22 protein-coding genes are annotated in these 25,344 nt (G+C 57.4%); 11 read left to right on the top strand and 11 right to left on the bottom strand.

All coding sequences use genetic code 11. From position 1 onward, the window contains the following. Positions 1-279: 279 nt before the first annotated feature. From C0Z16_RS15470 to C0Z16_RS15450, 5 genes are all read right to left on the bottom strand, one after another. Positions 280-1,083: an SDR family NAD(P)-dependent oxidoreductase gene (locus tag C0Z16_RS15470; RefSeq protein ID WP_102632994.1), complete on the bottom strand. Its 804-nt coding sequence runs from the start codon at positions 1,081-1,083 to the stop codon at positions 280-282. A 122-nt stretch (positions 1,084-1,205) separates the two neighbouring features. Further along, positions 1,206-1,490, bottom strand: coding sequence for a YciI family protein (locus C0Z16_RS15465; protein WP_086910357.1), 285 nt, complete (start codon positions 1,488-1,490; stop codon positions 1,206-1,208). Positions 1,491-1,546: 56 nt separating this feature from the next. Further along, positions 1,547-2,623 carry a maleylacetate reductase gene (locus tag C0Z16_RS15460; protein WP_102632993.1) on the bottom strand — a complete coding sequence of 359 codons (1,077 nt, stop codon included), beginning with the start codon at positions 2,621-2,623 and terminating at the stop codon, positions 1,547-1,549. Continuing rightward, positions 2,610-2,960 carry a Dabb family protein gene (locus tag C0Z16_RS15455; RefSeq protein ID WP_102632992.1) on the bottom strand — a complete coding sequence of 117 codons (351 nt, stop codon included), beginning with the start codon at positions 2,958-2,960 and terminating at the stop codon, positions 2,610-2,612. The genes C0Z16_RS15460 and C0Z16_RS15455 overlap by 14 nt, the downstream gene beginning before the upstream one ends. After that, positions 2,957-3,838, bottom strand: a complete 882-nt coding sequence (locus C0Z16_RS15450) for an intradiol ring-cleavage dioxygenase (RefSeq protein WP_102632991.1) — start codon at positions 3,836-3,838, stop codon at positions 2,957-2,959. Before C0Z16_RS15450 ends, C0Z16_RS15455 begins: the two co-directional genes overlap by 4 nt. Before the next feature lie 304 nt (positions 3,839-4,142). Here C0Z16_RS15450 and C0Z16_RS15445 point away from each other — a divergent pair, with 304 nt between their 5' ends. The 6 genes from C0Z16_RS15445 (at position 4,143) to C0Z16_RS15420 (ending at position 10,823) form a co-directional block, all read left to right on the top strand. Further along, complete coding sequence (locus tag C0Z16_RS15445; RefSeq protein WP_102632990.1) at positions 4,143-5,066, top strand: LysR family transcriptional regulator; 924 nt, start codon at positions 4,143-4,145, stop codon at positions 5,064-5,066. 338 nt (positions 5,067-5,404) lie between these two features. Continuing rightward, entirely contained in the window at positions 5,405-6,475 is a 1,071-nt protein-coding gene (locus tag C0Z16_RS15440) for a zinc-binding dehydrogenase (RefSeq protein WP_102632989.1), read from the top strand. Positions 6,476-6,530: 55 nt separating this feature from the next. Continuing rightward, positions 6,531-7,499 (top strand): ABC transporter substrate-binding protein, encoded by a 969-nt coding sequence (locus C0Z16_RS15435; protein WP_102632988.1) that lies wholly within the window; start codon positions 6,531-6,533, stop codon positions 7,497-7,499. 28 nt (positions 7,500-7,527) lie between these two features. After that, complete coding sequence (locus C0Z16_RS15430; protein WP_102632987.1) at positions 7,528-9,021, top strand: sugar ABC transporter ATP-binding protein; 1,494 nt, start codon at positions 7,528-7,530, stop codon at positions 9,019-9,021. A gap of 86 nt (positions 9,022-9,107) precedes the next feature. Further along, the gene (locus tag C0Z16_RS15425; RefSeq protein ID WP_244201246.1) at positions 9,108-10,031 is read left to right on the top strand and encodes an ABC transporter permease; all 924 of its coding nucleotides are present in this window, start codon (positions 9,108-9,110) and stop codon (positions 10,029-10,031) included. A gap of 72 nt (positions 10,032-10,103) precedes the next feature. Next, positions 10,104-10,823, top strand: coding sequence for an SDR family NAD(P)-dependent oxidoreductase (locus C0Z16_RS15420; RefSeq protein ID WP_102632985.1), 720 nt, complete (start codon positions 10,104-10,106; stop codon positions 10,821-10,823). A 225-nt stretch (positions 10,824-11,048) separates the two neighbouring features. Here the strand turns inward: C0Z16_RS15420 and C0Z16_RS15415 are convergent, their stop codons facing one another. Continuing rightward, the gene (locus C0Z16_RS15415) at positions 11,049-12,257 is read right to left on the bottom strand and encodes an AbiJ-NTD4 domain-containing protein (protein ID WP_244201245.1); all 1,209 of its coding nucleotides are present in this window, start codon (positions 12,255-12,257) and stop codon (positions 11,049-11,051) included. 74 nt (positions 12,258-12,331) lie between these two features. Between C0Z16_RS15415 and C0Z16_RS15410 the strand changes: the two genes are divergently transcribed. Next, positions 12,332-13,909, top strand: a complete 1,578-nt coding sequence (locus C0Z16_RS15410) for a hypothetical protein (protein WP_102632984.1) — start codon at positions 12,332-12,334, stop codon at positions 13,907-13,909. Between the two features lie 94 nt (positions 13,910-14,003). On the opposite strand, the gene C0Z16_RS15405 is transcribed toward C0Z16_RS15410, so the two are convergent. From C0Z16_RS15405 to C0Z16_RS15385, 5 genes are all read right to left on the bottom strand, one after another. Then, positions 14,004-14,984: an ABC transporter permease gene (locus tag C0Z16_RS15405; RefSeq protein WP_102632983.1), complete on the bottom strand. Its 981-nt coding sequence runs from the start codon at positions 14,982-14,984 to the stop codon at positions 14,004-14,006. A gap of 14 nt (positions 14,985-14,998) precedes the next feature. Beyond that, positions 14,999-16,009, bottom strand: coding sequence for an ABC transporter permease (locus C0Z16_RS15400; RefSeq protein ID WP_102632982.1), 1,011 nt, complete (start codon positions 16,007-16,009; stop codon positions 14,999-15,001). Then, entirely contained in the window at positions 16,002-17,498 is a 1,497-nt protein-coding gene (locus tag C0Z16_RS15395; protein ID WP_244201244.1) for a sugar ABC transporter ATP-binding protein, read from the bottom strand. Before C0Z16_RS15395 ends, C0Z16_RS15400 begins: the two co-directional genes overlap by 8 nt. Before the next feature lie 499 nt (positions 17,499-17,997). After that, positions 17,998-19,119, bottom strand: a complete 1,122-nt coding sequence (locus C0Z16_RS15390; protein WP_102632980.1) for a Gfo/Idh/MocA family protein — start codon at positions 19,117-19,119, stop codon at positions 17,998-18,000. 89 nt (positions 19,120-19,208) lie between these two features. Further along, positions 19,209-20,378 carry a sugar ABC transporter substrate-binding protein gene (locus C0Z16_RS15385; RefSeq protein WP_244201243.1) on the bottom strand — a complete coding sequence of 390 codons (1,170 nt, stop codon included), beginning with the start codon at positions 20,376-20,378 and terminating at the stop codon, positions 19,209-19,211. A gap of 159 nt (positions 20,379-20,537) precedes the next feature. On the opposite strand from C0Z16_RS15385, the gene C0Z16_RS15380 reads away from it, so the two are divergent. From C0Z16_RS15380 to ligD, 4 genes are all read left to right on the top strand, one after another. Next, a complete protein-coding gene (locus C0Z16_RS15380; RefSeq protein WP_102632978.1) occupies positions 20,538-21,395 on the top strand; it encodes a sugar phosphate isomerase/epimerase family protein in 858 nt (285 codons plus the stop codon). Positions 21,396-21,552: 157 nt separating this feature from the next. After that, positions 21,553-21,852 (top strand): putative quinol monooxygenase, encoded by a 300-nt coding sequence (locus tag C0Z16_RS15375; protein ID WP_102632977.1) that lies wholly within the window; start codon positions 21,553-21,555, stop codon positions 21,850-21,852. A 563-nt stretch (positions 21,853-22,415) separates the two neighbouring features. Next, on the top strand, positions 22,416-22,637 hold the full coding sequence (locus C0Z16_RS15370) for a hypothetical protein (RefSeq protein WP_102632976.1): 222 nt from the start codon (positions 22,416-22,418) through the stop codon (positions 22,635-22,637). 181 nt (positions 22,638-22,818) lie between these two features. After that, positions 22,819-25,326: a DNA ligase D gene (gene ligD / locus C0Z16_RS15365; protein WP_102632975.1), complete on the top strand. Its 2,508-nt coding sequence runs from the start codon at positions 22,819-22,821 to the stop codon at positions 25,324-25,326. Positions 25,327-25,344 lie beyond the last annotated feature (18 nt).

The following is a 25,344-nucleotide window of genomic DNA, read 5'->3' as shown; positions in this document are numbered from 1 at the left end:
CCAGACCAAACTCCTGGACTTCCGGCACCCGCTCTCCGCGCGCTTTCGCTACGTCCGTCGCGATGCGAAGCGCGTTTGAGCGCTCACGCATCAACAGGTCGAGTGCTTCGACTAGAAAAGCGCGCTCCCTCTGCGATACATGCGCTCCAATCACTTGGTCGTAAGAAGACATACGCTGGTCCCCAGAACAATGCGACCGCCAAAAGACGCCCCACGCGGTCTATCGGTCCGAGCTATCGTCCCTCATGGAAACGAAGCGGCAACTCGGTCCGGTCGCCGTCAAATCAGGCTGCGGATACTGCCGCCGTCGACACCCCAGACGGCAGACGTGACAAACGACGCGAGGTCGGAAGCCATGAAAACAATCACGTTGGCCACTTCGTCCGGCTGGCCCAACCGCTTCAGCGGCAACTGGCGCAGAGACAGTTCGTGCTCGACGGCATCTTTCGGAGCCATGCCGTGAAATTTGCCCATCGTGTCGGCGAATCCCCCGTCCTTCGTCCAGAACGGCGTCCACACTGGACCCGGCGCGACCGCGTTCACGCGAATCTTGGGCGCTTCCGCTCGGGCCAGCCCCTTTGTCAACGCGAGGACAGCAGCCTTGGACGCGGAATAGTCAATCGGAACAGGCTCAGGCTGGCGCGCCAGGTCAGACGCGTTGTTGATAATCACCGACTTCTCGCGAGCGCGCAGCACAGGCAGCAGGTATCGACACGTCCGGACGTAGCTCATGAAGTTGAGATTCATCGTGAAATCCCATTCCTCGTCCGAGAGTTCTTCGAACGTGCGGACCTTTCCCGCGCCCACGTTGTTCACGAGAATGTCCACCTGCCCGTTGTGTGACTTGAGGGCCGCGTCGATGCCGCTTTTCACGCCATCGGCCGTGGACAAATCTGCCTGAGCAATCGTGACGTTCGTGCCGAGCGAGCGCAATTCCGACTTGGTTTCCTCGAGCGCATTCGCGTCGATGTCGATGACGCAAAGACGTGCGCCCTCACGTGCGAAACCTAATGCTGTTGCGCGTCCGATTCCTTGTGCCCCGCCCGTGATGAGCACAATCTTCCCTTCCAGGCCTGTCTCCATGATGTCTCCGTTCGATGTTCTGTATTTTGCGAGCGTTCAATGTCGTCTGTTTTTCGAGAACAAGCGCGACCCGCACCTCGCGGTTGCGAGGTAGAAAATAAACGACGCTGTGAAACGACAGTTCAGCGGTTGTCGACCCGCTTAATGAAAGGCCTGATGTCGACCGTGTCCCAAATTCCGGCTTTGTTGAACGGGTCAGCTTCTACGAAACTCTTAATTTCTTCGATGCCATCGGCTTCGTAGAGAAAGAAGCTGCCAATCATCGTCTGACCATCTGCCTTCGTCAGCGGCCCGGAGATAAGCGTCTTCACAGGTGCAGTTTGCAGATAGGCCTTGTGTGCGTCATAGTTTTCAAGACGGCGCTCGACCATATTCGGGTGGTCAAGACAGTAGACAGTGAAGTTCATTTTCGTCTCCTTACTTCGATTCAGGTGTTTGAACCACGTTTCTTTTCTTCTGAGTATCAGGACATTGCGGCGCGCGGTGCGACGCCATTGAAGGCATCCTGCAGAAGCCCAAGCAAAGCATCACGCTCAATTTGACGAGGATTCCAGTAGGGGTTCGAGCTGGCTATGTCGGCGGCCTTTGAGACGTCTTCAGCGGTCATCCCGATGTCTTTCAACGCAAGGGGGGCGCCGCAACGTTTAGCGAGCTCATACACACCCGATGCCGCGTCTTCCGAACCCAGAGCACGGGCTATCCGTTGCATGGCCTTCGGAGCGGCCTGTCGGTTATACGCAAGCGCGTGTGGCAGAACGATGGTGTGTGTCTGAGCGTGCGGGAGGTTGAAACTTCCGCCGAGCGTATGACACAACTTATGATGAAGCGCCATGCCCACGCTACCCAACACCGTTCCGCAGAGCCAGGCACCGTACTGGGCCTCAGCCCGAGCCTCCACGTTTTGAGCGTCGGCCACGATGACTGGTAAAGCACGCGCCAGAGCGGCAATACCTTCTTCCGCCATCAGGCTTGTTACGGGATTCTCGTCACGCGAGTAAAGCGCCTCAGCGGCATGGGCGATTGCGTTAATGCCGCTCGTGACCGATAGCGCGACGGGAAGTGACATCGTCAGGTCGGCATCGTAAATCACTGTCTTCGGCAACACGCGCAGGTCCGTTCCTGTCTTCTTCAGGCCCGCATCGGTAATGCCATAGATAGGCGTCATCTCGCTGCCCGCATAAGTTGTCGGAACTGCGAGAATCGGCAGGTCCGATTCGAGCGCGATTGCCTTGCCCAAACCGATTGTCGAGCCACCTCCAACAGCAATGGCGCAATCGGCCTTCAGCTCTCTTGCCAGTGCGCGAGCTTCTTTGGCCAATTCGAGTGGCACGTGCATAACCGCGCGGTCGAAGACAGCAGCGGCTCGCGACCCCAAGCGCCCAGCGACGGATTCGCCTGTCTCTTTCTGTTCTGGGCTGCACAGAATGAGCGCTCGTTCCGAATTCAGTTGAAGCACTTCGCGCTCGAGATGCTGCAAACTGCCCGGGCCAAAGACAACCCGACCGGCACGCGCCTGATAAACAAACTCACGCTTTTGCATTAAGTAGCTCCGTTGTACGCTCGAAACTCAACTCCGTTTCCAACTGGTAGTCGACCTGGAACCGCGCGGTGCGAAGGTCGCTGAGCTCGTTACGAACGCGCAGATGTTCGGGATGAGACGCATATGCTTCCAACGCTTCCTGCGAGTCGAACTCGGTGATGAGAACGGCGTCGCACGCGTAATCGACCTGGCTGTAGTCAAGGCCTACCTCGAGGTGCCGCATGCCGGGGATACAGCCACGCAAACCTTCGAAACTGGTCTTAACAAGGTTCGAAGCGGCTAGCCGCTCCGCAGGCGAGTCGCCTCTGACACGCCACATAACGATATGCCGAATCATGCGTGGACCTCCGAAGGGTTAAGCACGAAGTCGTATTCAAGCGAGTACCACGGGACCGTCATTTCGCGGCCGTCCGGCGCCACACCCGGCTCATGTCGTTTCCACTCGGAAATCAGCGATGAGCGCACTCCAAACACGACGTCCGAGTCCAGATACTGGTCTCCGTCACGGAACACATGCGTGATGAGCGTCTCGTAACCTGGCGCTTCAATCATGAAGTGCAGGTGGGCTGGCCGCCACGGATGACGACCGACAGCGGCCAGCATGCGTCCAACGGGCCCGTCGTGCGGGATGGGATATGCCTCGGCAAGAATCGAGCGGAAGTTGAAGAACCCTTCAGCATCTGCCTTCAATCGGCCGCGACCACGATGGATGGCGTTGCCTGCCTCGTCGAGGTTCTGGACATCGTAGAAACCATCTTCGTCCGATTGCCAAACGTCAATTTGCGCGTTTGCGATGCTTTCACCTCCGGCGCCGCGAACCTGCCCACTCACATAACAAGGCGCACCTTTCGCACCATTTGAAATGTCGTCACCGTTGTTGTAGAGAGGCGCCCCCTTCACATAAAACGGCCCAAACACGGTCGCTTCGGTGCAATTTGATGGCTTCCGATTGTTCTGCGACATGACCAGCATCGAAAGGCCAAGCGTGTCAGACAGCAGAATGAATTCCTGCCGTTTGTCATCGGTGATGTGTCCTACTTCCGTCAGAAATTTGATTGCTTTGAACCACTCGTCCTCAGTGAGATGAACGTCGCGGGCAAACGCGTGGAGATGTTGAACCAGGCTCGTCATTACGGTCCTCAGTCTCGCGTTCTTGCAGTCTGCGAGCGAGGCGATAACGGCTTGAGTGATGGTGTCTTCGTTGATGTTGCGCATCGTGCGTGTCTCCGTTGTGCGCTCAAGGCGTCTGAAAACGAAAGGTAATGGGTCATCCGGGTAAATAAAATGCCTCGAAGTGAAATGACATTTCCTTCCTCCGGAAGAATCGAGTTGTAAACGCGCATTTCAGCGGGCGACGGCATACGAGCGCATCCGTCAGCGCCCTTCGATTGTAGAAATTCAGTCTACAAATCGAATACCCAGAGGCGGTTTATCAATCCTCTCGTCTACGGCATATTTGGCTCGGAAGGGCTGGAAGAATCCCTTCCGATTTTTCCACCAGGATGTGACGAGGTAGACGATGGACCGCTGGACGCAATTGCAGTTGTTTGTGCTCACTGCCGATTTGGGCAGCCTGTCGAAGGCGGCCGAGCAACTTGACATGTCAAACGCTGCGGCGAGCCGAACGCTGAGCTCGTTGGAAGAGCGCCTCGGCGCCCGGTTGATAGAACGGACGACGCGGCGCATGTGGCTCACTGACGCCGGTCGTGAATATCATCGTCGCTGCACCGCAGTTATCTCTGAACTGTCCGAGGCTGACTCGATTGCTTCCGAAGAGGCGGTCAGTCCGAAGGGCGTTCTTCGCGTGACGGGTTCCGTGTCATTCGCAATGATGCACATCGCTCCATCGCTTCCCGAGTTCCTCAAGCGCTATCCCAACCTGTCGGTGCAAATCGTCGCGGCGAATCAGTACCAGAACTTCATCGAAGCCGGGATAGACATCGCCATTCGCACCAAGGAGCACGAGGGAGACTCGGGCATCACCATTCGACGTCTTGCTGAGACCCGGCGAGTGCTGGCCGCGTCACCAGCTTACCTCGCGGCTCACGGTCGTCCTCAGAACCCGGAGGACCTGGAGCAGCACAACATGCTCGTCTACAACCTTGCTGTTGACCCCTGTTTGCTTCACCTCCGTCGCGGAAAGGAAGAGCGCAATATCGCCATCACCAGTGCCCTGGACTCAAACGAAGGCCAGGTCATCGTGGCGGCCGGACGTGCGGGACTCGGAATTGTCGTGCAGCCCCTTTACATCATCCACGATGACATCGTGTCGGGGCGCCTCGTTCCGGTACTCGAAGACTGGCAGCTACCACGTCTGACCATCAACCTGGCTTATCAAAGCAGGCGTTACCAGCCGGCGAAAATCAGAGTTTTCACTGATTTCCTAATGGAGCGCGTGAAGAATCTCAATCTCGAGGAACGCTGGATGACCTTTGCGACTTGAAGCAGGCCGGGACCTCAGGGCTTCGCCGCCTTGGAGCCCATTAACGCGTGCCGATATTTCCGCCTGGTGGAAATATGATTTCGGCATCAGGCATGTTTCCCGATAGAAGGCGGCCATACCCTATAAAAACAAAATCCCGCTCAGGGAACCGAAGCCAATGATGCCCAGGAGACACCCTTGAACTATCTAATCTTTCTCGCCTCGCGCACCGAGCGCTCCCTCTGCCCCCTTCGCTCATAGTCGGTCGGGTAGCAAATCTACAGCGCACGCTTTTGTTGCGGAAGACCATTTCGGTCTTGTCCGTCTGGTGAGTTGTTGTCTTCATTTTGAGGATAGATATGAAAGCCGTCCGATTCCATGGCAAGCACGACCTTCGCATTGATGACATTGAAGAGCCAGGCGAACTCAGTCCGGACCAGGTCCTTGTAGGTCCAACGTTCTGTGGAATCTGCGGCACGGACCTTCATGAGTACGACCACGGACCAACCTGGACATCCGCGGAATCGAATCCCTACAGCGGCGCCGCGCTTCCGCAAATTCTCGGCCATGAATTCTCTGGCGAGGTCCTCGCGGTCGGCAACGCTGTGACGAGCGTCGCACCGGGTGACCGAGTTTCTATACAACCGCAGATTGGTCCTCGCCAAGACTATTTCGGGCGCTGCAATCTGCCTTTCCTTGGCCCAAACGCCTCAGTCGTCGGTCTGAGTTGGCCGTGGGGTGGGATGGCAGAAAAAGCAGTCACCCAGGAATCGAACGCGATTGTGCTGCCATCGGACATCACCGACCGGCAGGGCGCACTTGTCGAACCAGCTGCCGTGGGCGTGCATGCAGTCGACCGTGCAGGCATCAAGCCTGGCGACTCTATCTTAATCACAGGGGCGGGAACCATCGGTGCAATGGCAGCGCTCGCTGCACGCGCATCGGGTGTCACGAATATCTTTGTGAGTGAGCCCAACGCAAATCGGCGCGAACGATTGCACCGTATGGACATCGGGGTCACCGTTCTTGACCCTCTATCAACTGACATCGGGGCGCATGTTCGCAGTATGACTCTCGAAGGCGTCGGGGTGGATGCGGCTATCGAATGTTCCGGCAACGGTCAAGCCTTCAGCACTTGTGTTGATGCCGTCCGCGCGCAAGGCGTGGTCGTTCAAGTCGGCCTGATGCCTGGAAAGATTGAAGCCGACCCGTTTCGCTGGACGGTCAAGGACCTCACCATCAGGGGTTCGCTGAACTATCCCATCACTATCTGGCCACGCATCTTCTCGATGATGCGCAGCGGACTCTTTCCGGTCGAGAAAGTGGTCGACGCCGAAGTCGATATGCAGGAAGTTAAGGAGCAAGGGTTTGACGCGTTGCTTGCGCCAGGAAGCGCAAAACTGAAGGTCCTCGTCAGCATAAGCCGCTGATTGACGCTGTTGCTGAAAGTAGTCGCAAAAGACTTATTACTGAAGGAGACAAAACATGAAAGCATTCATCGCAGGCGTAGCCGTTGTAACCACGGTGTTCGCGTCATCGAACCTGGCAGCGGCGCCAGCCATCACTATCCCGGTCATTGTGAAGAACACCAGCGTTCCGTTCTGGCAGGCCGTCTTCGCCGGCGCGTGCACCGCTGGAAAGAAATATGGCGTGACGGTGCCCAGACTCGGTGCCAGCAGCGAGGCCGATATGTCCGGTCAAATCGGCATTTTCGAAAACGCCGTTTCCGGGAAGCCAGCGGCAATCGTCATCACGCCCGTCTCAGCTGAAGCACTGGGACCTGCCATCGACGAAGCGGCCACCAAGATTCCGGTTGTTGTCGCTGACACGCCATCCAATTCAAAGCAAGTCGCGGCAACCGTGATGACTGACAACGTTGCAGCAGGTCGGTTGGGCGCGGACGCCCTCGCGCAAGAAATTCAGAAGAAGTACGGCAAGGCTGAGGGACAGGTTGCGGTGCTCCAGTTTCTACCAGGCGTGAAGTCAGTTCAAGACCGTGTTGACGGCTTCAAGGACCAGATGGCCAAGAAATATCCGGGCATCAAGGTGGTCACCACACGCATCGGCGATGGCTCTGTGACCGGTGCACTCAACACCACTCTCGATGTGCTCTCAACGTTTCCGCAGCTTCGCGGAATTTTCGGCGACACGTTCTACAGCGGGCTTGGTGTCGGTCAAGGTATCGCAGAGACAAAGGCGAAGGACCGAGTGATGGGTGTCACAGTTGATTCGACCGACGAGCTCATCAAGCTTGTCCGCAGCGGCGACATGAAGGCCTTGATTGTGCAAGACCCTTTCCAGATGGGCTACCTGTCCATCGAAGCTGCCGTCAAGAAGGTCAAGGGCGAGAAGGTTAACACGTTCATCGACACCGGAGCGCATGTCATTCGAACGACTGACCTCGATACGCCTGAAGGAAAGCGCCTACTCAATCCGGACCTCAGCTGTCGTTGAGGCCCATGGGAAAAAAAGGAGAGGCGCCATGAACGAACCTCTGTTCACGCTACACGGGTTGAGCAAGGTCTATCCAGGTACGACGGCATTGAAGTCTATAGACCTTGAACTCCGCAAAGGCGAAATTCATGCAATCGTAGGTGAGAACGGAGCCGGAAAATCGACACTTATCAAGATACTTACTGGTGCCGTGCAGAAGACGACCGGCTCGCTCGTCTGGGAAGGTACGCCGGTCGAGTTCGCCGGCCCGCTAGACGCGTTGCGTCTTGGTATCGCGGCCATCCACCAAGAGGTCGTGCTTTGCCCACATCTGAGCGTTGCTGCAAATTTGTATCTCGGCCATGAGGAAACGACGTTCGGCATGATGCGCCGGCGAAAGATGCTTGCCGATGGCCGAGCGTTGCTCAAACGCGTCGGCTTCGATATTGACGCTTCGCGCCGGCTGGGAGATTTGACGATAGGACAGCAGCAACTCGTCGCGACGGCGCGAGCTGCTGCTGGCGACACGCGACTCATCATCTTCGACGAGCCGACTGCGTATCTGACACGAAGCGAAACCGACCAACTCTTCAAGCTCATTCGGCAGCTGAACGGGCGCGGCGTCACCGTCGTGTACATCAGCCATCGGATGGAGGAGATTCTCGAGCTTGGGGACCGTGCCAGCGTTATGCGAGACGGCAGCCTTATATCGACCCACGACGTCAAGGGAGTTGATGCTCAGCAACTCACGGGTCGCCTGGTGAAAGACATGGTCGCTCGTGAGGTCGCCGACGTTCACTACAAGGCGGACGTGCCAATTGGCGAAGAGCTCATCAAGGTAGACGGGCTTTCCGGAGAAGGATTCGAGAACATATCTTTGTCGGTTCGACGTGGCGAAATCGTTGGACTCTACGGACTGATTGGCTCCGGTCGCAGCGAATTCGTCGAGACTCTTTTCGGCCGTCGCAAGCGAACGGCGGGTACGGTCACGTGGCGCGGAGAATCGTTGAGTATCCGGTCGGAGCGAGACGCGGTCAGGGCAGGCATCGCGCTGCTACCCGAAAGCCGCCGGGACCAAGGACTGTGCCTCAATCTGCCGGTTCGATTGAACCTCAATCTGGCCAGCTATTCATCGATTTCGTTTGGCGGTCTGCTTCGTCGAGCTGACGAGCATAAGAACGCAAGGAGCCAGGTCAAGGCGCTATCAATTCGTACGACTGGTATCGAAGTCAACGCATCGTCACTTTCCGGTGGAAACCAGCAGAAGCTCGTCCTCGGCAAGTGGCTGATTCCGGGCGCCGACCTTTTCATCGTGGACGAGCCGACCGTAGGCGTCGATGTCGGGGCAAAGAGCGAAATCTACAAGCTCTTCGCCAAGCTGCTGGAAGAAGGCGCAGGAATCATCCTGATTTCTTCCTATCTGCCGGAAGTCTACGACCTGGCAGACAACTTACACGTCTTCCGCAAGGGAAAGGTGGCGGCCAGTGCGGCCCCCAGTTCAACTTCCCACGAGGCGATTCTCGCGGCTGCAATCGGCGCATAACGGCTTCGCAGCCGATTTTCTGGATTCAATCGAGGATGAAAATGTCGACCCTTCAATCTCACTCAACAGTGTCAAGGCTCGGTCGGATGACCTGGCTGCTCGACCTCACCCTATTTCTTGTCCTCATTCTGCTATGGATAGCGTTGTCCTTATCGACACCGAACTTCCTGACGGAAGAGAACATCACGAATCTGATGAGGCAAGTCTCGTTCTGGGCCATCATCGCGATTGGCCAGACGTTCGTCATGATTACGGCTGGCATCGACCTTTCGGTCGGTGCCGTCGTAGGGCTATCGTCAGTCGTTGTGGCGATGCTCATTAAGAGTGGCTTGCCAATCAGCGTCGCAATTTTCCTGACCCTCCTGATTGGAGTCGTGATTGGTGCCTTTCACGGATTCTGCACAACCAGACTCGGACTCCCGCCTTTCATCACGACGCTTGCGACTCTCACTTCGCTGCGCGGCTTCACCCTCCTGATTACGCGTGGAGAACCGGTGGCGGGTCTTCCGATGGCGTTCACATCATTCGCACGCGGCGCATTCCTAGGCGTACCAACGCTTTTCTGGACGGTCCTGGTCGTTGCGGTACCAGGATACTTCCTGCTGCATCGGTCGAAGTGGGGCCGCTATCTGTTTGCGGTCGGCTCGAATAAAGAGGCGGTTCGACTGTCTGGTGTAAACGTCTCCCTCGTCATCTACGTCGCCTACATTGTCTCCGCCGTATGCGCTGCACTCGTAGGCATCCTCGTAGCGAGCCGACTCAGCATCGGCATGGCGACCACCGGTGAGGGTTGGGAACTGCAGTCGATTGCTTCGGCCGTCATCGGTGGGGCAAGTCTCTTCGGCGCAGTCGGAAACATCCAAGGCCCAATTATCGGAGCAGCCCTTCTCACTACGCTGGCGCAGGGCGCGAACCTTCTGAACATCGACCCGTTCTGGCAACGAATCGTGACTGGCATCCTCATTATCGTCATCGTGTTCCTTGACCAGATGCGTCGCAGGGGTCGCTAGCACAGTAACTGAATGCGCTTGACGCCTCCATCGTCAGCACAAGAAACCGTCGACGCTTAATCGGAGATGAAGATGGACAGACTTAAAGGCAAGGTAGCGCTCGTCACGGGTGCCGCACAAGGTATCGGCCTGGCGGTGGCACAGGTATTTTCGCGTGAAGGGGCGACGGTAATCGCAGGAGACGTCAAATTCGGCGCGGAGGCGGAGGGGATTGAGCACCTGAAGCTCGACGTCTCGTTGAACGATGACTGGGTTCGCGTCGTTGATGGGATTCTTGCGAAGCACGGACGCATTGACGTCCTCGTCAATAACGCTGGCATCGTGGCGTGCTACGAGCCTGTTCATGGAACCGACAGGGAAAGCTGGGACCGCGTCCTTGCGGTGAATCTCACTGGGAGCTTCCTGGGCATGCAAGCCGTCTTGCCGTCGATGCGAGCAGCAAAGCGTGGCTCGATTCTCAATTTCTCGTCTATCTGGGGAAATGTGGGTGTACCCGGCGCGGCTGCGTATAACGCAGCGAAGGGCGGTGTGCGAAATATGTCGAAAAACGCGGCGGTGACGTATGCGCCGGAAAATATCCGTGTGAACTCAGTTCATCCCGGCCTTATTCGGACGCCACTCGTTGAAGCTCAGTCGGACGACATGAATGGCGCAATCATCAAGAGCACGCCGATGGGCAGGATGGGCACGCCCGAGGAAGTTGCCGCGGGATGCGTGTTCCTTGCGAGCGATGAGTCTTCGTTCGTGACGGGCAGCGAACTCGTCATCGACGGCGGGTACCTAGCTCAGTAGCCACCGGCGGCGCTAACCGTCTCGAACCATAGGTTCAACTGGCACGCGTATCCCAGCGCTACGAAGTGCTCACCGAACTCTGGTTCGTCGAGTCCCGCAATAGCTGGAATACGCGGCTCAACGATTATTGAAGAGCCTAGCCTCGGTTCTGAGGTTCCGATGCCTAATAATTTGGAGATGCGTTAGCCAAGTTCGGTTTAGCGTGCCAACAACTTGCGTTCGTTTTTACGGCATGCGACGCAGTAAGGTGCGAACCCACGACATGGCTGTCTCAATCGCCCAGTCGGTTTGAACAGGGGTAAGCGAGGGCATCGGCTCAGAGCCGGGGCCATGCCCGACCGTATTCCTTACCTTTCGGAAGTAATCTCTGAGCATTTCCCCCTCCCACACAGTCAAAAAGGCACCATTGTCCTTGCTCACGAGATTGTCGATGTAGGCACTCGCGCCATTTTCGTTGCCGCGACTCCAGCCTTTGCTATCCGACACAATTTTGATGGCACTCTCGAGCGCCTTTCCAGCGAAGAATGCCGGGTCCTTGTCGTTGGAGTCGCGACGGTCAAGTGCTTCAGCCATGTCGATGCTCACGTTTTCCCACATAGCAGGCGCGACAAGACGCCAGAAGGGAGAAGCTATCTCACGCTCAATGACCTCGTCAGTAGCCACCTGGATGAATCCGTTGTGAAACGTCAACGGAGCGCCCGCTCTGCGGAACCGCTCATTCAGCTCTTCGACCTGCCTCTGGAACGTCTGATTCAGCGATGCATTCAGCGCCCGAACTCCGTCCTCTGCCAGCCCGGGGACGCGAAGGGCCCGTTGCGAAGTCGGGTGGAGCTTCGCTGCGAGCAGAGCCTGAGGGAGGCCCGCGTTCGCCTTTGACACCTCCTCGTGGCGCAAACGCATAAGCAGCTCAACGAAGCTCACCCGCTCCTTGATGTAGCCGTCGGCGTCTTGAAGACCAACCTGCGGCATCGCGTTTACGAATTGCTCGCAGACGTAGTCGTACGTCCAATATCCAGACTGATGCCAGTCCTGCGCCATCGGTCCTTTCGTTGCGAACGAGTAGTAGCGCTGAGCCAGTTCGTTCACACCTAACTCTCGAGCAAGGCGATTGTGAGCTTCTTTCCACTTGGCTTCGTTCGCCTCTATCTTGTTCCCCGAGTTGTCAAACACCGGATATATTTCTTTGGCTAATCCGATTGTTTGATTGAGCAGGCGACGCTCTGCTTCGGTATATTGAGACCAAACCGGATACCTCAAATATCTATACGCAAAGATGTCGGTTAGCATATCGGCAGGTTTTATCCTCTGAATTTGGAGCCGCTTCGGCGTGGAATCGACGTCGAAGTTAGGCGGCAATTCGAATGCTAAGCCATCCACGAACCAAGCGCTTTCCGCTTCTCTAAATTTTTGCAAGCACCAACCCGACACCGACATTATCTTCCTGGCGGTAACCATCTACGGGACAACAACGATTGCCTCACATGCAGCGCTAGAATGCTGCCATATTCATGGACGAAAAAGGCCGCGTAAGCCAGATGGGAACCAGCGCTAGAGACGATTTCAGTAAGCCGGTGAAGCAGATGCTCGCCGAGCGAGTCAACTTCCACTGCTCGGTCTGCGACGCGCCGACTCTCGGTCCACAAACTGGGACAGCGGACAAACGGTTTTTTGTCGGCAAGGCGGCACACATCAAAGCTGCCGCGAAGAACGGCCCGCGTTACGACAAATACCAGACGCCAGCCGAGCGCAAATCCATCGAAAATGGTTTGTGGGCCTGCTCCACCTGCGCGGACATCATCGACCGCGACAAAGATGCGTATTCGGTGGTGGACTTGCTCCGCATCAAAGCGGATGCTGAGTGGGTCGCAAACATAAGAGCAGGCAAGCCACCAGGCAGCGAGTTGTCATCGTTGTCAAACCCCACCGCAATCAAGCGAGCGGTCGACGTGTTTTGCAGTCGGGAGTCGGCGCGTCAAGAGCGCGTCGACCCGCGTTTCAAGGTCGGTGTGCGCATGGGCGAGCATGGCCCCACATACGAGGTTACCGCAAAGGAGGCAGTTGAAGCCCGGCTCGTAGTGACCGCAAAGGACAAAGAGCGCAAAGTTCAGGCATTACGCGAATTCTTCAACTATGGCGGCAAGTTGGTGCTGGAGGGCTCGGACCTTCGAATGGAAGGCTCCCCCCTATTTCGGACGGAAGAGGTAGGCGCCATCCGCTGGCAGTTATCATCAGCCCCACGTCCGGTTTCGATGACAGTTGTGCTAGCGGAGAGTTCAATGCCGCCGCTGTATGTCGAATTCGTCGGCAACGGGTCCCAAGGCAACAAAGGTGTCAGGCTTCAAGGCACAGCGTTCAATGGAATGCTCACGGCAACCCTGACCGCCGACTTCTCGGGCGCTTTGACGGAATTCATATTTAACATCGATATGCAGCAGTGGGCGAGCAAGCCGGTCCGCCGACTACCTCATTTTTCTCGCCTACAGCAGCTTGTGGAGCTTCTCGCCGCACCGAAGAAAGTTCACGTTCAAATCCTGTGCATGCACGGAGGTCTCGAATCTGAATTCGGGACGGGTTTGTTCGACGGGCATGAAACGTTTCGGTCACTGAGCGCGCTTTTCGATGAAATCGCGATTATTCGTCGAATTGATGACTTCTTCGACCTAAACCTCGAACTGCCTGCCGACATCAGCGACGTAGTGTTCCTCCAATGCGACGTGGCTTGGCTGCTCGGTTTGATTAATCTCGACGCCTCCGGAGAAACCGAAATAAAGTTTTTCGCGGCGTTGTCCGACCAGGACATGCCGTTGAAAACGGTCCTCGCAAATCAGGCGCCGGAGGCAATGACGCTCAAGCACCGCATCGACCTAGAGATTTATGGCAGTAGCTATGGTCCCTTTGACTTGGAGGTGTCATGCCCTGCAGTCGGTATTCACGTGGTTGGCCCGGCGACTATCGAGCCCGGGATGACAGTTGAACTAGCGATGCGCGCCGTCGACGGTAACCACTGGACGCCCCGTCTTGTTGATAGGCCTTCAGCGTTTTTGACCTTGGAACAAGCCTCTGCAACTACGGGTGGTGTCGCGTGAAGGTTCGCGGCACATGATGGCGTGTTTGCCCAGAGAGGCTCTCCAAAGACGGCCGATGCTTTTCACGCGTCTGCTCTGCAACCGTATTGTTTCGTTAAGCCGCCGTTGCCGTCTTTCGCCGAACGAGTCGCTCGAGCGGCGACGCCAAGACTGCACCCAGGCGCCCATCAAGCAGAACTACAATCAGAAGCAACAGGCCGTTGACGAGAAGAATCTGGGTAGACGTTGCATTCAACAGGCCGAGCCCATTGTTCAGCACCGTTAGAATCAGAACGCCCATTGCTACGCCGAGCGGCGAGCCGATACCCCCACCCAACGCGACACCCCCAACAATCGCCGCCGAAGCCGCCTGAAGCAGGATATTGCTTCCCATCGTTGCGGATGCAGTCGCCAGGCTCAGCGAGAGCAAGCCTCCACCGAGTGCAGACAAGCCGCCGGAGACGACGAAGCCGACTGTCAGCGCCTTACCCACGCGCGCGCCGCTCTGAATTGCCGCCTTCCGATGGCCACCCGATGCGTAGATGTCTCGCCCGAGAGTGGTATAGCGCAGGAAAAGTGATACGACGACGAAGCAGACGATTGTGATGAGGCTACGAGGTGAAAAGATTGCACCGACATTCTGGTCAAGGAAGTCGCTTACATCGAGGTTGGCGTAACTCAATACGCGACCACCAGCAATCCAGTAGCCAACGCCGGTAAGGAACATCATGGAGCCGACTGTCGTCACCAGCGAGGAGACGCCAAGCCACGGAAGCAGCGCTGCGTTAGCGATGCCGACCACCACGCCAAAGATGATTGCATACAGTATGCCAAGCATCGCACTATCGCCACCGAACTTCACCGTGATAAGGCCGGCAACTGTCGAAATTGCAGCGATGCTTAGGTCGAACTCGCCCGCAATCATCGTGACTGAAAGACCGAGCGCGATGATGCCGAGGAACGCAAACGCCTGGAAAATTGCGTAGAGATTCGCCTGCGAGAAATAGTGGTCGACGCAGAGACCGAAGATAACAGGCATTCCCACGAGCAGTACGAGGCGGATGGCCAGATTGAGAAGTCGTTGAGACTGTTCCATTTTCAAAGCTCCTGTTATTTCCGTCCCGGGCCGAGTCGAGCGAGCAACGCTCCAAACACGACGGCCGCGAGAACGACGATGCCCTTCGCTACCAACTGGTACTCGTAACTCACACCGCTGACCAGGAGGATGTTGCTGATGACGGCAAGGAAGATTGCGCCCGTGACCGCGTCCGAGATTTGTCCGCGTCCGCCACGAATCGAGATTCCACCGACGAGCACGGCAGCGATTGCGTTGAAGTCCAGGTCAATACCGTACGTCAGGTTTCCTTGAGCCGACGACGAAGCAATCAATGAACCGGCAAGCGCAGCTGCGGCACCCGCGAATCCATAGCAAACGAGCGTTGCTGCCATCAACCGGAGTCCCGCGATGCGTGCGACTTCAGCTCGCATACCAATCAGTCGAATCTCCCGTCCGATACGAGACTTCTGCAGGATGAAGCTTGCAATGGCGGCAAAGATAGCCAGCACCAGGATTTGATTGGGCAGCCAACCAAACAATCTTCCTTGACCGAGCCACGTCGCGTCACCCTTTCCGATGACTGTCAGCCCTCCGGTGTAGATAACTCCAGCGCCAATGATGATTGACGAAGTGGCAATCGTGGTGATGATGGGATTCGCTTTACCGAATGCGATGATTCCACCCTGGACAGCCCCCATCAGAAGGCCACTCAATACGACAATCAGCAGCGTTGCGCCGAGACCGAGGTGAATGAGCGCAGCGAACATCACAGTGGAAACGGCCGCTGTCGCGCCCATCGAAAGCATGAACAGATTTCCACTGAGGGTTACGAGCGCCATCCCGATAGCGCCAATCCCGACTGCGGCCACTGAGTACATCAGGGACTGCACGTTTCCGAACTCAGTGAAGTGCGGAACGACGGCTGTAGCGACCACGATGAGAGCAAAGGTTGCGATACGAATTGACGCAGCGTGAATGCTTGTCGTCCCAAACAATGCTGCGACCCAACGTCGTAGCGCAGTCGTTGATACCTGCACGGTAGGCTCAAGAGCTGTCTTATGCATTACCCACCTCCACAGGCTGGTTTCGGAAAGAGACGTGAGCATGAGATGCATCGCCGTCGCCTGCCACGATGTCATGCAGAAGCGTGTCGCCACTTATCTCGAACCGCGGCTTATGACGGACCATCCGGCCTCTGAACACCGTCAGAACCGTATCCGCGAGCTCCAGGATTTCTTCGAGGTCCGTCGAGTAGAAGACAATCGCCAGGCCTTCATCTGCCATCTTCCGCAGCGTCGTGTAGATTTCGCTGCGGGCACCTATGTCAACGCCCCGCGTGGGTTCGTTCAGGAGCAGCAAACGAGGAGCCAGTGCTACTGCCTTCGCGAGAGAAACCTTCTGCTGGTTGCCGCCGCTTAGTGTGGATACTTCGTGCGGAAGGCGCTTCGGGTCGATGGTGAACATTGAGGCTAAACGTCGTGCCTCGTCCCGTTCACCGGCTCGTCGCATGATTCCCGCTCGGGTGAACTTCGCCATCACGGACGCGGTGATGTTGATGGCAATCGGCGCATCCAGGAACACGCCTTTGTCTGCACGGTCTTCCGCCACGTAAGCGATACCGGCTCGCAGCGAGTTCCGAATGCCGTCGAGCTTGACGGTTTGACCATCCACTTTCACAGCATTGGAAATGTCACCGCGAAGGCCGGCAAGAGCCTCAACAACGACTTCCGCTCCCGAACCCAACTGACCGACCACGGCGAGAATTTCCCCCGGCGCGACGTCGACTGACAGTTCCTTGACCTTGTCCGCGACCGTCAGGTTGGAAATCGAGAGACGCGGCGTCACGTTGGTGCGGTTCTCAGGCGGCATGACCTTGCTATGGACCAGTTCGCGGCCAATCATTGCCTTGACCACTTCTGCGGTCGTCATATCTGCAGTCCGCTGCGTGAGCACATGCTGTCCATTGCGGAAGACTGTTACCCGGTCCGTGAGTGCAAACACTTCATCGAGTCGGTGACTGACGAAAATCATCGCGGTCCCCTGGTCACGTAGCTTGCGCGCGACGTCGAAGACCCGAATAATCTCGGCATCCGACAAGGTCGCCGTAGGTTCGTCCAGAAGCAGGACTTTCGCGTGGCGCGACATGCCCCGAGCGATTTCGACGAGCTGGCATTCGGCGAGGCTCAGTCGCGAGGCCGGCGCGTCGAGCTTGACATGCGACAGTCCGACTGAATCCAGATTTTCGCGAACGGAATCCCGATATTGGCTACGACGGTAGATTTCGCTTTGGTCCGCGCCACCGAGAAGAATGTTGTCGAGCACCGACAGCGTGGGGACGATAGCTAGCTCCTGGTGAACGATGGAGATGAGTCGGGGGTCGGTCCGATGTCCCAGTTTCAGTTGATGCCCGTTGACGATAATTTCACCGTCGTCCGGCTGCACGAGGCCACCGAGAATCTTGATAAACGTGCTTTTGCCCGCACCGTTCTCGCCACACAGTGCGTGAATCTCACCCGGTGCCAGTTCGAGGCTGACGCCGGTAAGCGCCTTCACGCCACCATAGTGCTTGGTTAGATTGCGAGCGCAGAGCAGACTCTGAGCGGCGAGCGTCTCGCCGACTGTTTTAGCGTCTTGCGACATTGTCTTCCTCCATACGCGGACACTCTTCGGTCATCCGCTACCACGGGTTGATGCCCGTCACCGTCACCTGGCTCATCCGCGCGATTGCTCGCACTGGGCGACGCATACATTTCGAATAACGAGACCTTGCATCAAGGCTGACGCGGTAACTTGGTCTATGAGGAGAGGAATTCGCAAAGAATCGCTGCGTGCGCAGGAATGCAGGTCGTCTCCAGCAGAAACTCGCTTCAGCGGCTTCGTTATCGTTGAGACAAAGGTTATTCGTTCGCCTGGAAAAGAAAAATGCGTGGCCGCGAAATGATATTTCCAGTCACCGGAAATATCTGCGTCCGGCTGGAGTCGTAAAAAACGCGCGGGTGTCAGGACGTGATGCCTGCCAAACCGCGCGTCAACCTTGGAGCCTGGTGGTCTCTTACAAGGAGACTCGCTGTGCCTCGGCCGAAGACCGGATGGCGGCGTCGACAATCCGTTGAATTTCCCACGCTTCCCGGAAGTCCGGGAAAGTAGGCGTCCCATGTTCGATTGCCGCGATGAACTCAGCCATCTCGATGGTTTTCAAATCGTTGAAACCCAGCTGATGCCCCCCAGCCACCGTGAAGTTTTCGTACGGCGGATGAGCCGGTCCAGCTTCAATTCGAGTGAATCCCGATGTCCGAGGGTCGCCGCCGGCCTTGAAATATTGGAGTTCATTGAAGCGCTCCTGGGAAAAGCACAGCGCACCCTTGGTTCCGTAGACCTCGAACTCAAGCTGCATCTTGCGGCCGGTTGCCGCCCAATTCGCTTCTATGGAGCCTGAGCATCCCCGCTCAAATGTCACCATCAGTCGGGCGATGTCGTCGACTTTGACTTCACGCCGCTCTGAAGAACTTGGCGCCACTGGACGAGTCTTGTTGACTGTCTCGAGCTGGGCGGTCACTTGAGTGACGGGCCCGAGGAGGAATCGAGACGTCCCGACGATGTGGTTGCCGATTTCGGCAAGTGCGCCGGCGCCGTTCCGAGGGTCAACACGCCAGCCATACGGAATCTCAGGGTCGGCCATGTAGTCTTCCGCGTGGACGCCGCGAAAACTCGTAATTTCCCCCAGTTCACCAGAGGCAATCATCTCCCGCGCCAGCTTGAGAACGGGGTTTTTGATGTAGTTGTAGCCAACTTGCGTGATGACCTTCGCGGCCTCGGCCGCTTTCATCATATCGAACGCGTCGGCGGCCGATGGCGCAATCGGCTTTTCGCAGTGGACGTGCTTCCCGGCGGCAATCGCAGCCAGGGCCATCTCCCGATGCAGACTGCACGGCGTCGTAATTGAGACAACGTGAATGTCGGGGTCATCGAGCAACGTTCGCCAGTCGGTCGTCGCGCGTTCGAAGCCGAAATGCTCAGCTGCTTGATGAGCACCGGCCTCGCTCACGTCGGCAACTGCAACCAGTCTCGGCCTCAGCGAATTCGGAAAAGCACTTGGCACGGCTCGGTACGCAAGCGCGTGCGCTTTGCCCATGAAGCCAGTTCCAATCACCGCAACGCCAATTTCGCGCCTCATCCTTGTCTCCGTTTCAAAGCGAAAGCGACCCCGTGGGGTCGCAGTTACGTCGAGTCAGCTACGCAGTAACTGAGTAGCCGCCGCGTGATTTACTTCTTCTGGGAATAGCAAACATTGAGAGTGGCTTTGGTAGCCGCCGGGTTCGGCAGGTACTGCACAGCTTGCGGAGCCTTGCCGGAGGCGAGTTCCTTCGCGGCCTTCGCGGCATAAGCTCCATCGTCGAACGGAGATTGCTCGACCGTGGCGTATGCCTTGCCGGCCGAGATAGCTTCCACCGCGCCGGAGTCACAACCGTGTCCAACAATCACGAGCTTCGAAGGGTCGAGGCCGAGCCGCTGCGCGGCAGTCACAACACCGCGAAGTTGCGAGTCGTTCTCGGTGTAGACGCCCTTCACGTCCTTGAACTGCGTGAAGAGTGCCGACGCTGCGGCTTCCGCCTTCACCGCATCCCAGTCGGCCGGCTGCGAGCCAACTACTTCGATGCCTGGCGCATTCTTCTTAAGGCCGTCCACGAACCCTTGGTAGCGCTGGACCTGAGGCGGCGTGCCCATCGGCCCGTTGATGACGATGACCTTGCCCTTGTCGCCGTATCCCTTTTCCTTGAACCCCTGAATCATGGTCTTCGCGGCGACTTCGCCATTGCTAATGTCGTTCGGGCCCGTGAAGACCTTCCAGTAGCGGGAATACTTCTGGTCGGGCATCGAGTTCGAGATGACCAGCGGAATCTTGGCTTGGTCAATCTTGCGAATCGAGGGGACCATGGCGCTCGAGTCCACAGGGATGAGAACGATGACATCGGGCTTCTGAGCAAGCGTCTGGTCGACCACAGTGGCCTGTTCGTTTGCGTCGTAGTTGCTCACTTTCACGTCGAGCTTCAAGCCCTGAGCGGCCGCTTCCTTCCCGAAGCCCTTCGCATATAGCGCCCAGTATTCAACGCTCTGCGTCGGCATAAGTAACGCGACACGCGGCTTGTCTGCTGCTTGAGCGCCATTGCTGAAGGCGCTGGTGATAGCGCTGACAACGAGGCAAGAAATAGCGGATTTACGGATGCTCATGCTGTGTCTCCTGAAGGGCCCTGAGATGGTTGAGCCGGAATTTAGTGTTCTCGAGGAGGCACAGTAAGGCTTGATATGAGAAAGAAAAATGCGACAGAACGAAAAGTTATTTCCGCTCACCGGAAAAATTGCACCATCGGGACTGCGATAGGCCCGCAGCCCTCGAACAATCATGCTGCGCGTCGTTTTGGCTGCCTTCGACACATTGGCCGACCTGCATTGGCCTAGATTGTAGATTTTTACTCTACGGTAAGTTGATTTCAGGGCTGTTTATCCGCCGTCACTTCTACGTAATAGTTTGGGACATGGTCTTCATGCGACACCCGCGTCGGGCTGGTCGCTACTTCCTTCACGAGGGTTTACATGTCCAAATCTAAAGTCGAACTTGTTGCTGCTTACTTCACTCTGTCTGGCGACGTCTTTCCGTTTGGCCCGACCGAAATCAGCCCCTTCAGCTTCAAGGACCGTGTCGAAGCGGCAGCCAAAGCAGGCTGGGATGGTATCGGTATGATTCACTCGGACATCTACGCTACCGCCGACAAGATTGGCTTCCCCGAGATGCGCCGAATCCTCGAAGCTAATGGCATCAAGCACGTTGAGTTCGAATTCCTCGTCGACTGGTATCAAACCGGTGAGCGCCGCCGTACGTCCGACAGCATGCGGTACTACTACCTCAAAGCTGCAGAAGAACTCCGCGCGCGCATTGTGAAGGTCGGCCCTGGCATTGGCGAAGAAACCGCAAATATCCCGCTCATGGTCGAAGAATTCGGCAAGCTGGCTGATGATGCCGAGAAGCGTGGTACGCAAGTCATGCTGGAAATCATGCCGTTCAGCAACGTGCGCACGATTGAGACCGGTAAGGCCATCGTCGAAGGAGCGAACAGGAAGAACGCCGGCCTTTTGCTCGACATCTGGCACCTGAGCCGTGGCAACGTCGACTTCAAGGAAATCGCGACGATTAAGCCCGAATTCATCAAGGGCATCGAACTCGACGACGCAGACCGATACGCAATCGAGCCGCTGTGGATGGATACCTGCCACAAACGCCGCCTACCGGGTGAAGGCGTACTCGACGTGCAGGGCTTCATCAAGGCAGTCCAGGCGACTGGTTTTGACGGTCCGTGGGGCGTAGAAATCCTGTCCGAAGTCGAGCGCAAACTTCCGCTCGAGGAGATGGCCACACGTGCGTATAACGCGACAATTCGCCAGTTCGAGAATTAAGCGCGACGCTTGAAATAAATAGCCGAACGGCCGCGGCTCGATGCTTGCAGCCGCTTGCTTTTGAGACTTCGACGCGCCGGTCATTCGTGAAACGCTTCTCACTGGAGATGCGCAGTCGTCTGACACGCTTCCGAAGCAACAATTCCAGGGCAGTCCAATGCTATCTCTCTACGTGCGCTTCAAGCTGTTTCCGTCGACCAAGGCGCTGTTCGTACCACACCTCGCAGAGCTCATGAAGACGATGGCGGAGGAGCCGACTTTCGTGAGCGCCGTGCTCAGCGAAGACTGTGCGGACGCAGACGAATTGGTCTTGTTCGAAGTATGGAACGGCTCCCAGGAAGAGTGGCTCAGCGAGCAGCCTCAGAAACCGTACCGAGCCACCTACAACGATGCAACGAAGAACTTTGTCGCCGACAAGGAAGTTCGTTTTCTGGCGTCCATCGTGGTTCAAAACTAACTCTTCAGCTTTCACGGCGGAACGTCGCGCCGCAAGCGCGCCTTCCCCGTAAGCCCCTTGGTTACACCTTTCTATCTTTCTATGTTTGTGCATTCTCTCTAGCATGCATCTCTTGCTTTTGAGAATGCCCCTTGGTGAAGTTGAGCCCCGACTTATCCTGAGCGAGGCCTTCAGACACGTTCCAAGCATCATGAGATGCCCCTCGGAGCCAGCGTCGCCCGTCAGCCGTTCGCCTCAGGGCGCTAACTTCGCCACCCTGTCCGGTATCTCAAGGCTATCCCACAGTACCGGTTTTCCCGCGACCGCTGCCGTTGATGTCCGACCAGTCGCGCGGCTGCACCGCAAAGCGGGCAGCAGTATGTATACCGTGCAACATGGGTGATGATTTTGCATGGGACACACTGCGTGCAGGAATCTGGCCACGTGCGTGGAAGATTTGCGCACGAAAAAATTCTGAAGTCGTGTTCTTCGCTGAGGAATTCGAACCGCACAGCCTTGTCACGAAGCGGTATGCGTCTTGCTCCGACGTTGCATTCACAAAGCGAAAGAGAGGGAGAGATAAAATGGCAGGCGACAACTCTTACAAGCCGGGCGAAATCGTCAACGTGTCCGGCATCTACTCGGTCGTGCATGACGATGGCAAAGACACGTTCGAGGTGACATGCGTCGAGGGCGAACACTTCCCGCCAACGCGTAGCGGCAAGGGCGCGCATTTCGAGCTTAAGTATGCCGCGACCCATTCGCACAAACACGGCGAGCTTAAAGGTACAGAAGCCAGAAGCTAGTTCGCTGTCCGGTACCGGCATAATCCGAAGGCAACCTTGGGGCGGACCTACAACCTGCCTCATTCGCGCCTGCGGCTACAGGAATCGGGCCGCTTGCAGGTAGTTGGCGTCGGAGCTGGACTTTGCACAGCAGTGCCGGCGCCATCGTCCGCCATTACACCGTTCTTTGCCGGCTGGAACTATGGTAACCGCCCGTGAATCTTCGACTCCATCTCCTGGCCGCTATCAGAGAAAGCGGGACTTTACTGTCACGCCTGAACCGACGCCCGCCAAGCCAGTCACACGCGAGCCCGCGCCTCTGAGCTTCGTCGTTCAAAAACATTGGGCTAGCCGCCTGCATTACGACTTTCGTCTGGAACTCGATTGTGTGCTGGTCTCTTGGGCGGTTCCGAAGGGGCCTTGCTATGACCCGAAGGAAAAGAGGATGGCCGTCCACGTGGAAGACCATCCGGTGGAATATTCGACGTTCGAAGGAACGATTCCACCGAAGCAGTACGGGGCGGGGACGGTCATTGTGTGGGACCGCGGAACGTGGGAGCCCGTTGGGGACCCCCGTAAGGCAATGAAGGCTGGCAAGCTGGTCTTTCATCTGCACGGCGAGAAGCTCGCTGGTCTGTGGGAGCTCGTCAGAATTTCGAAGCCAGACGACAAGCAGGACCAGTGGATGCTTTTCAAGAAGCGCGACGAGTGGGCGCAGCCGCTAGCCGAGTACGACGTTATCAAGGCGCTTCCTGACAGCGTCACGGCAAAGCCACTGGGTCCCATCGAAGCGCGTGAGCCGAAAGTCGCCCGGCCCGCGCGTGACGCTGTGGCAGCGATAGACCTGTCGGCCGCAGTCAGCGCGCCGCTGCCCGCAAAGCTTGAGCCGCAGCGCGCGACCACGGCCTCGTCGTTACCGACAACCGGCGACTGGATAGTCGAATCGAAGCTGGACGGTTACCGGATGCTGGCTCGGGTCGACAAGGGGCGCGTACGGCTGTTCACGAGCGGTGGCCACGACTGGACGAAGAAACTCGCGACGCTGGCCACTGAGGTCGCGAAGCTCCCCCTCACGAGTGGATGGCTTGATGGTGAGATAGTGGTCCTCAGGGACGGACTACCGGATTTCGGCGCTCTACAAGCCGCGATAGACGGCGCCGCGAATGACGACATTGTCTATTTCCTGTTCGACCTTCCATACTGCGACGGCGATGACCTGACGAGCGTCCCTTTATGGGCGAGGCGCGCGCGACTGGCGCAGCTGCTTGAAAACGATGGCGACCGGGTACGTTTCAGCCAGGACTTCGACGCACCTATCGCGCAGATATTTGAAGCCGCTGCGGGCCTGGGACTCGAAGGGCTCATGCTGAAAAATCGCGACGCTCGCTACGAGTCTGGAAGGACGCAGACGTGGCTGAAGGCGAAGTCCAGGCTGCGGCAGGAGTTCGTTATCTGTGGCTTCACCGCCAGGGGCGGCAAGGACGGCGAAGTCGGCAGTTTGCTGCTCGGCTACTACGTGGGCAGCAAGCTTCACGATGCAGGTAGCGTGGGCACCGGCTGGGACGCTCGGAGGGGCCAGGACCTCTGGGAACGCCTGCAGCCGCTCGAACGCGATACGAGTCCGTTCGCCGTTGCGGTATCGAAGCCGAGCCGCTGGTCAAGGCGGGCCGCCGGCGCCGAACGTTGGGTACACCCGGAGCTGGTTGCCGAGGTCGAGTTCGCGGAGTGGACCGGAGAAGGTGTTGTCCGGCAGGCGTCGTTGAAAGGCTTGCGGGTCGACAAACCCGCGCGACGCGTCGTCCGTGAGTCCGGAGAAACGCTGAAGCCAACTCCTGTCTCGCAGGTCAAGGTCACGCACCCCGAGCGTGTCGTTGACCCGTCGAGCGGCGTTAGCAAGCTGGAACTCGTCCGGTACTACGAAAGCGTTGTCCAGTGGATGCTGCCGCACCTGGTGGACCGGCCTGTTGCCCTGGTTCGCGCGCCGGCCGGTATAGCCGGTCAGACGTTCTTCCAGAAGCACGCGGAGAAGACCGGGATGCCCGGTTTGACGGCGCACGACCGCAATCTGTGGATGAATCATCCGCCGCTGCTCACCGTCGACACGGCAGACGCGCTTATGTCTGCAGCCCAGATGAATGTTGTTGAGTTCCACACGTGGAACTCAACAATACAGCGCATCGATAAACCGGACAGGGTCATTTTTGACCTGGACCCCGGCGACGGAGTGAAATGGCAGCAAATTCGGGAGGCCGCGCTTCTTGTCCGGGCGTTGCTTGAAGAGCTTGACCTGCAAGCGTGGTTGAAAACCAGCGGCGGCAAAGGGCTGCACGTCGTTGTTCCGCTTGCGCCAAGACTGGACTACAAACCTGTAAAGGTGTTCTCGCAGGCGTTCGTCCGGCATCTCGCAAAAACCATCCCGGACCGCTTTTCAGCAACATCAGGGGCCGCCAACAGAATCGGCAAAATTTATGTCGACTATCTGCGCAATGGCAAGGCGCAGACCACGGCTGCCGCCTTCTCCGTGAGGGCCCGTCCGGGAATGGGCGTCTCGATGCCCGTGTCATGGGAGCAACTGTCTGACCTTAAAAGCGGTGCGCAGTGGACGGTGCAAACGGCGAGAGAGTATCTTAGCTTCCAGACGCAGGACCCTTGGGAAGCGTACTGGCTTGCAAAACAGTCGTTGGCGTCGGCAATCAGGCGGCTCCGGTGAGAGACGGCCGGCGCTGGC

This window comes from Paraburkholderia rhynchosiae (assembly GCF_002879865.1).
GTDB lineage: Bacteria > Pseudomonadota > Gammaproteobacteria > Burkholderiales > Burkholderiaceae > Paraburkholderia > Paraburkholderia rhynchosiae.
This window is presented reverse-complemented; position numbering and strand designations above follow the sequence as displayed.

Coding starts and splice junctions, on each gene's coding strand:
- C0Z16_RS15470 (WP_102632994.1), bottom strand. CDS start 1,083: ATGGAGACAGGCCTGGAAGGGAAGATTGTGCTCATCACGGGCGGGGCA.
- C0Z16_RS15465 (WP_086910357.1), bottom strand. CDS start 1,490: ATGAACTTCACTGTCTACTGTCTTGACCACCCGAATATGGTCGAGCGC.
- C0Z16_RS15460 (WP_102632993.1), bottom strand. CDS start 2,623: ATGCAAAAGCGTGAGTTTGTTTATCAGGCGCGTGCCGGTCGGGTTGTC.
- C0Z16_RS15455 (WP_102632992.1), bottom strand. CDS start 2,960: ATGATTCGGCATATCGTTATGTGGCGTGTCAGAGGCGACTCGCCTGCG.
- C0Z16_RS15450 (WP_102632991.1), bottom strand. CDS start 3,838: ATGCGCAACATCAACGAAGACACCATCACTCAAGCCGTTATCGCCTCG.
- C0Z16_RS15445 (WP_102632990.1), top strand. CDS start 4,143: ATGGACCGCTGGACGCAATTGCAGTTGTTTGTGCTCACTGCCGATTTG.
- C0Z16_RS15440 (WP_102632989.1), top strand. CDS start 5,405: ATGAAAGCCGTCCGATTCCATGGCAAGCACGACCTTCGCATTGATGAC.
- C0Z16_RS15435 (WP_102632988.1), top strand. CDS start 6,531: ATGAAAGCATTCATCGCAGGCGTAGCCGTTGTAACCACGGTGTTCGCG.
- C0Z16_RS15430 (WP_102632987.1), top strand. CDS start 7,528: ATGAACGAACCTCTGTTCACGCTACACGGGTTGAGCAAGGTCTATCCA.
- C0Z16_RS15425 (WP_244201246.1), top strand. CDS start 9,108: ATGACCTGGCTGCTCGACCTCACCCTATTTCTTGTCCTCATTCTGCTA.
- C0Z16_RS15420 (WP_102632985.1), top strand. CDS start 10,104: ATGGACAGACTTAAAGGCAAGGTAGCGCTCGTCACGGGTGCCGCACAA.
- C0Z16_RS15415 (WP_244201245.1), bottom strand. CDS start 12,257: ATGTCGGTGTCGGGTTGGTGCTTGCAAAAATTTAGAGAAGCGGAAAGC.
- C0Z16_RS15410 (WP_102632984.1), top strand. CDS start 12,332: ATGGACGAAAAAGGCCGCGTAAGCCAGATGGGAACCAGCGCTAGAGAC.
- C0Z16_RS15405 (WP_102632983.1), bottom strand. CDS start 14,984: ATGGAACAGTCTCAACGACTTCTCAATCTGGCCATCCGCCTCGTACTG.
- C0Z16_RS15400 (WP_102632982.1), bottom strand. CDS start 16,009: ATGCATAAGACAGCTCTTGAGCCTACCGTGCAGGTATCAACGACTGCG.
- C0Z16_RS15390 (WP_102632980.1), bottom strand. CDS start 19,119: ATGAGGCGCGAAATTGGCGTTGCGGTGATTGGAACTGGCTTCATGGGC.
- C0Z16_RS15380 (WP_102632978.1), top strand. CDS start 20,538: ATGTCCAAATCTAAAGTCGAACTTGTTGCTGCTTACTTCACTCTGTCT.
- C0Z16_RS15375 (WP_102632977.1), top strand. CDS start 21,553: ATGCTATCTCTCTACGTGCGCTTCAAGCTGTTTCCGTCGACCAAGGCG.
- C0Z16_RS15370 (WP_102632976.1), top strand. CDS start 22,416: ATGGCAGGCGACAACTCTTACAAGCCGGGCGAAATCGTCAACGTGTCC.
- ligD (WP_102632975.1), top strand. CDS start 22,819: ATGGTAACCGCCCGTGAATCTTCGACTCCATCTCCTGGCCGCTATCAG.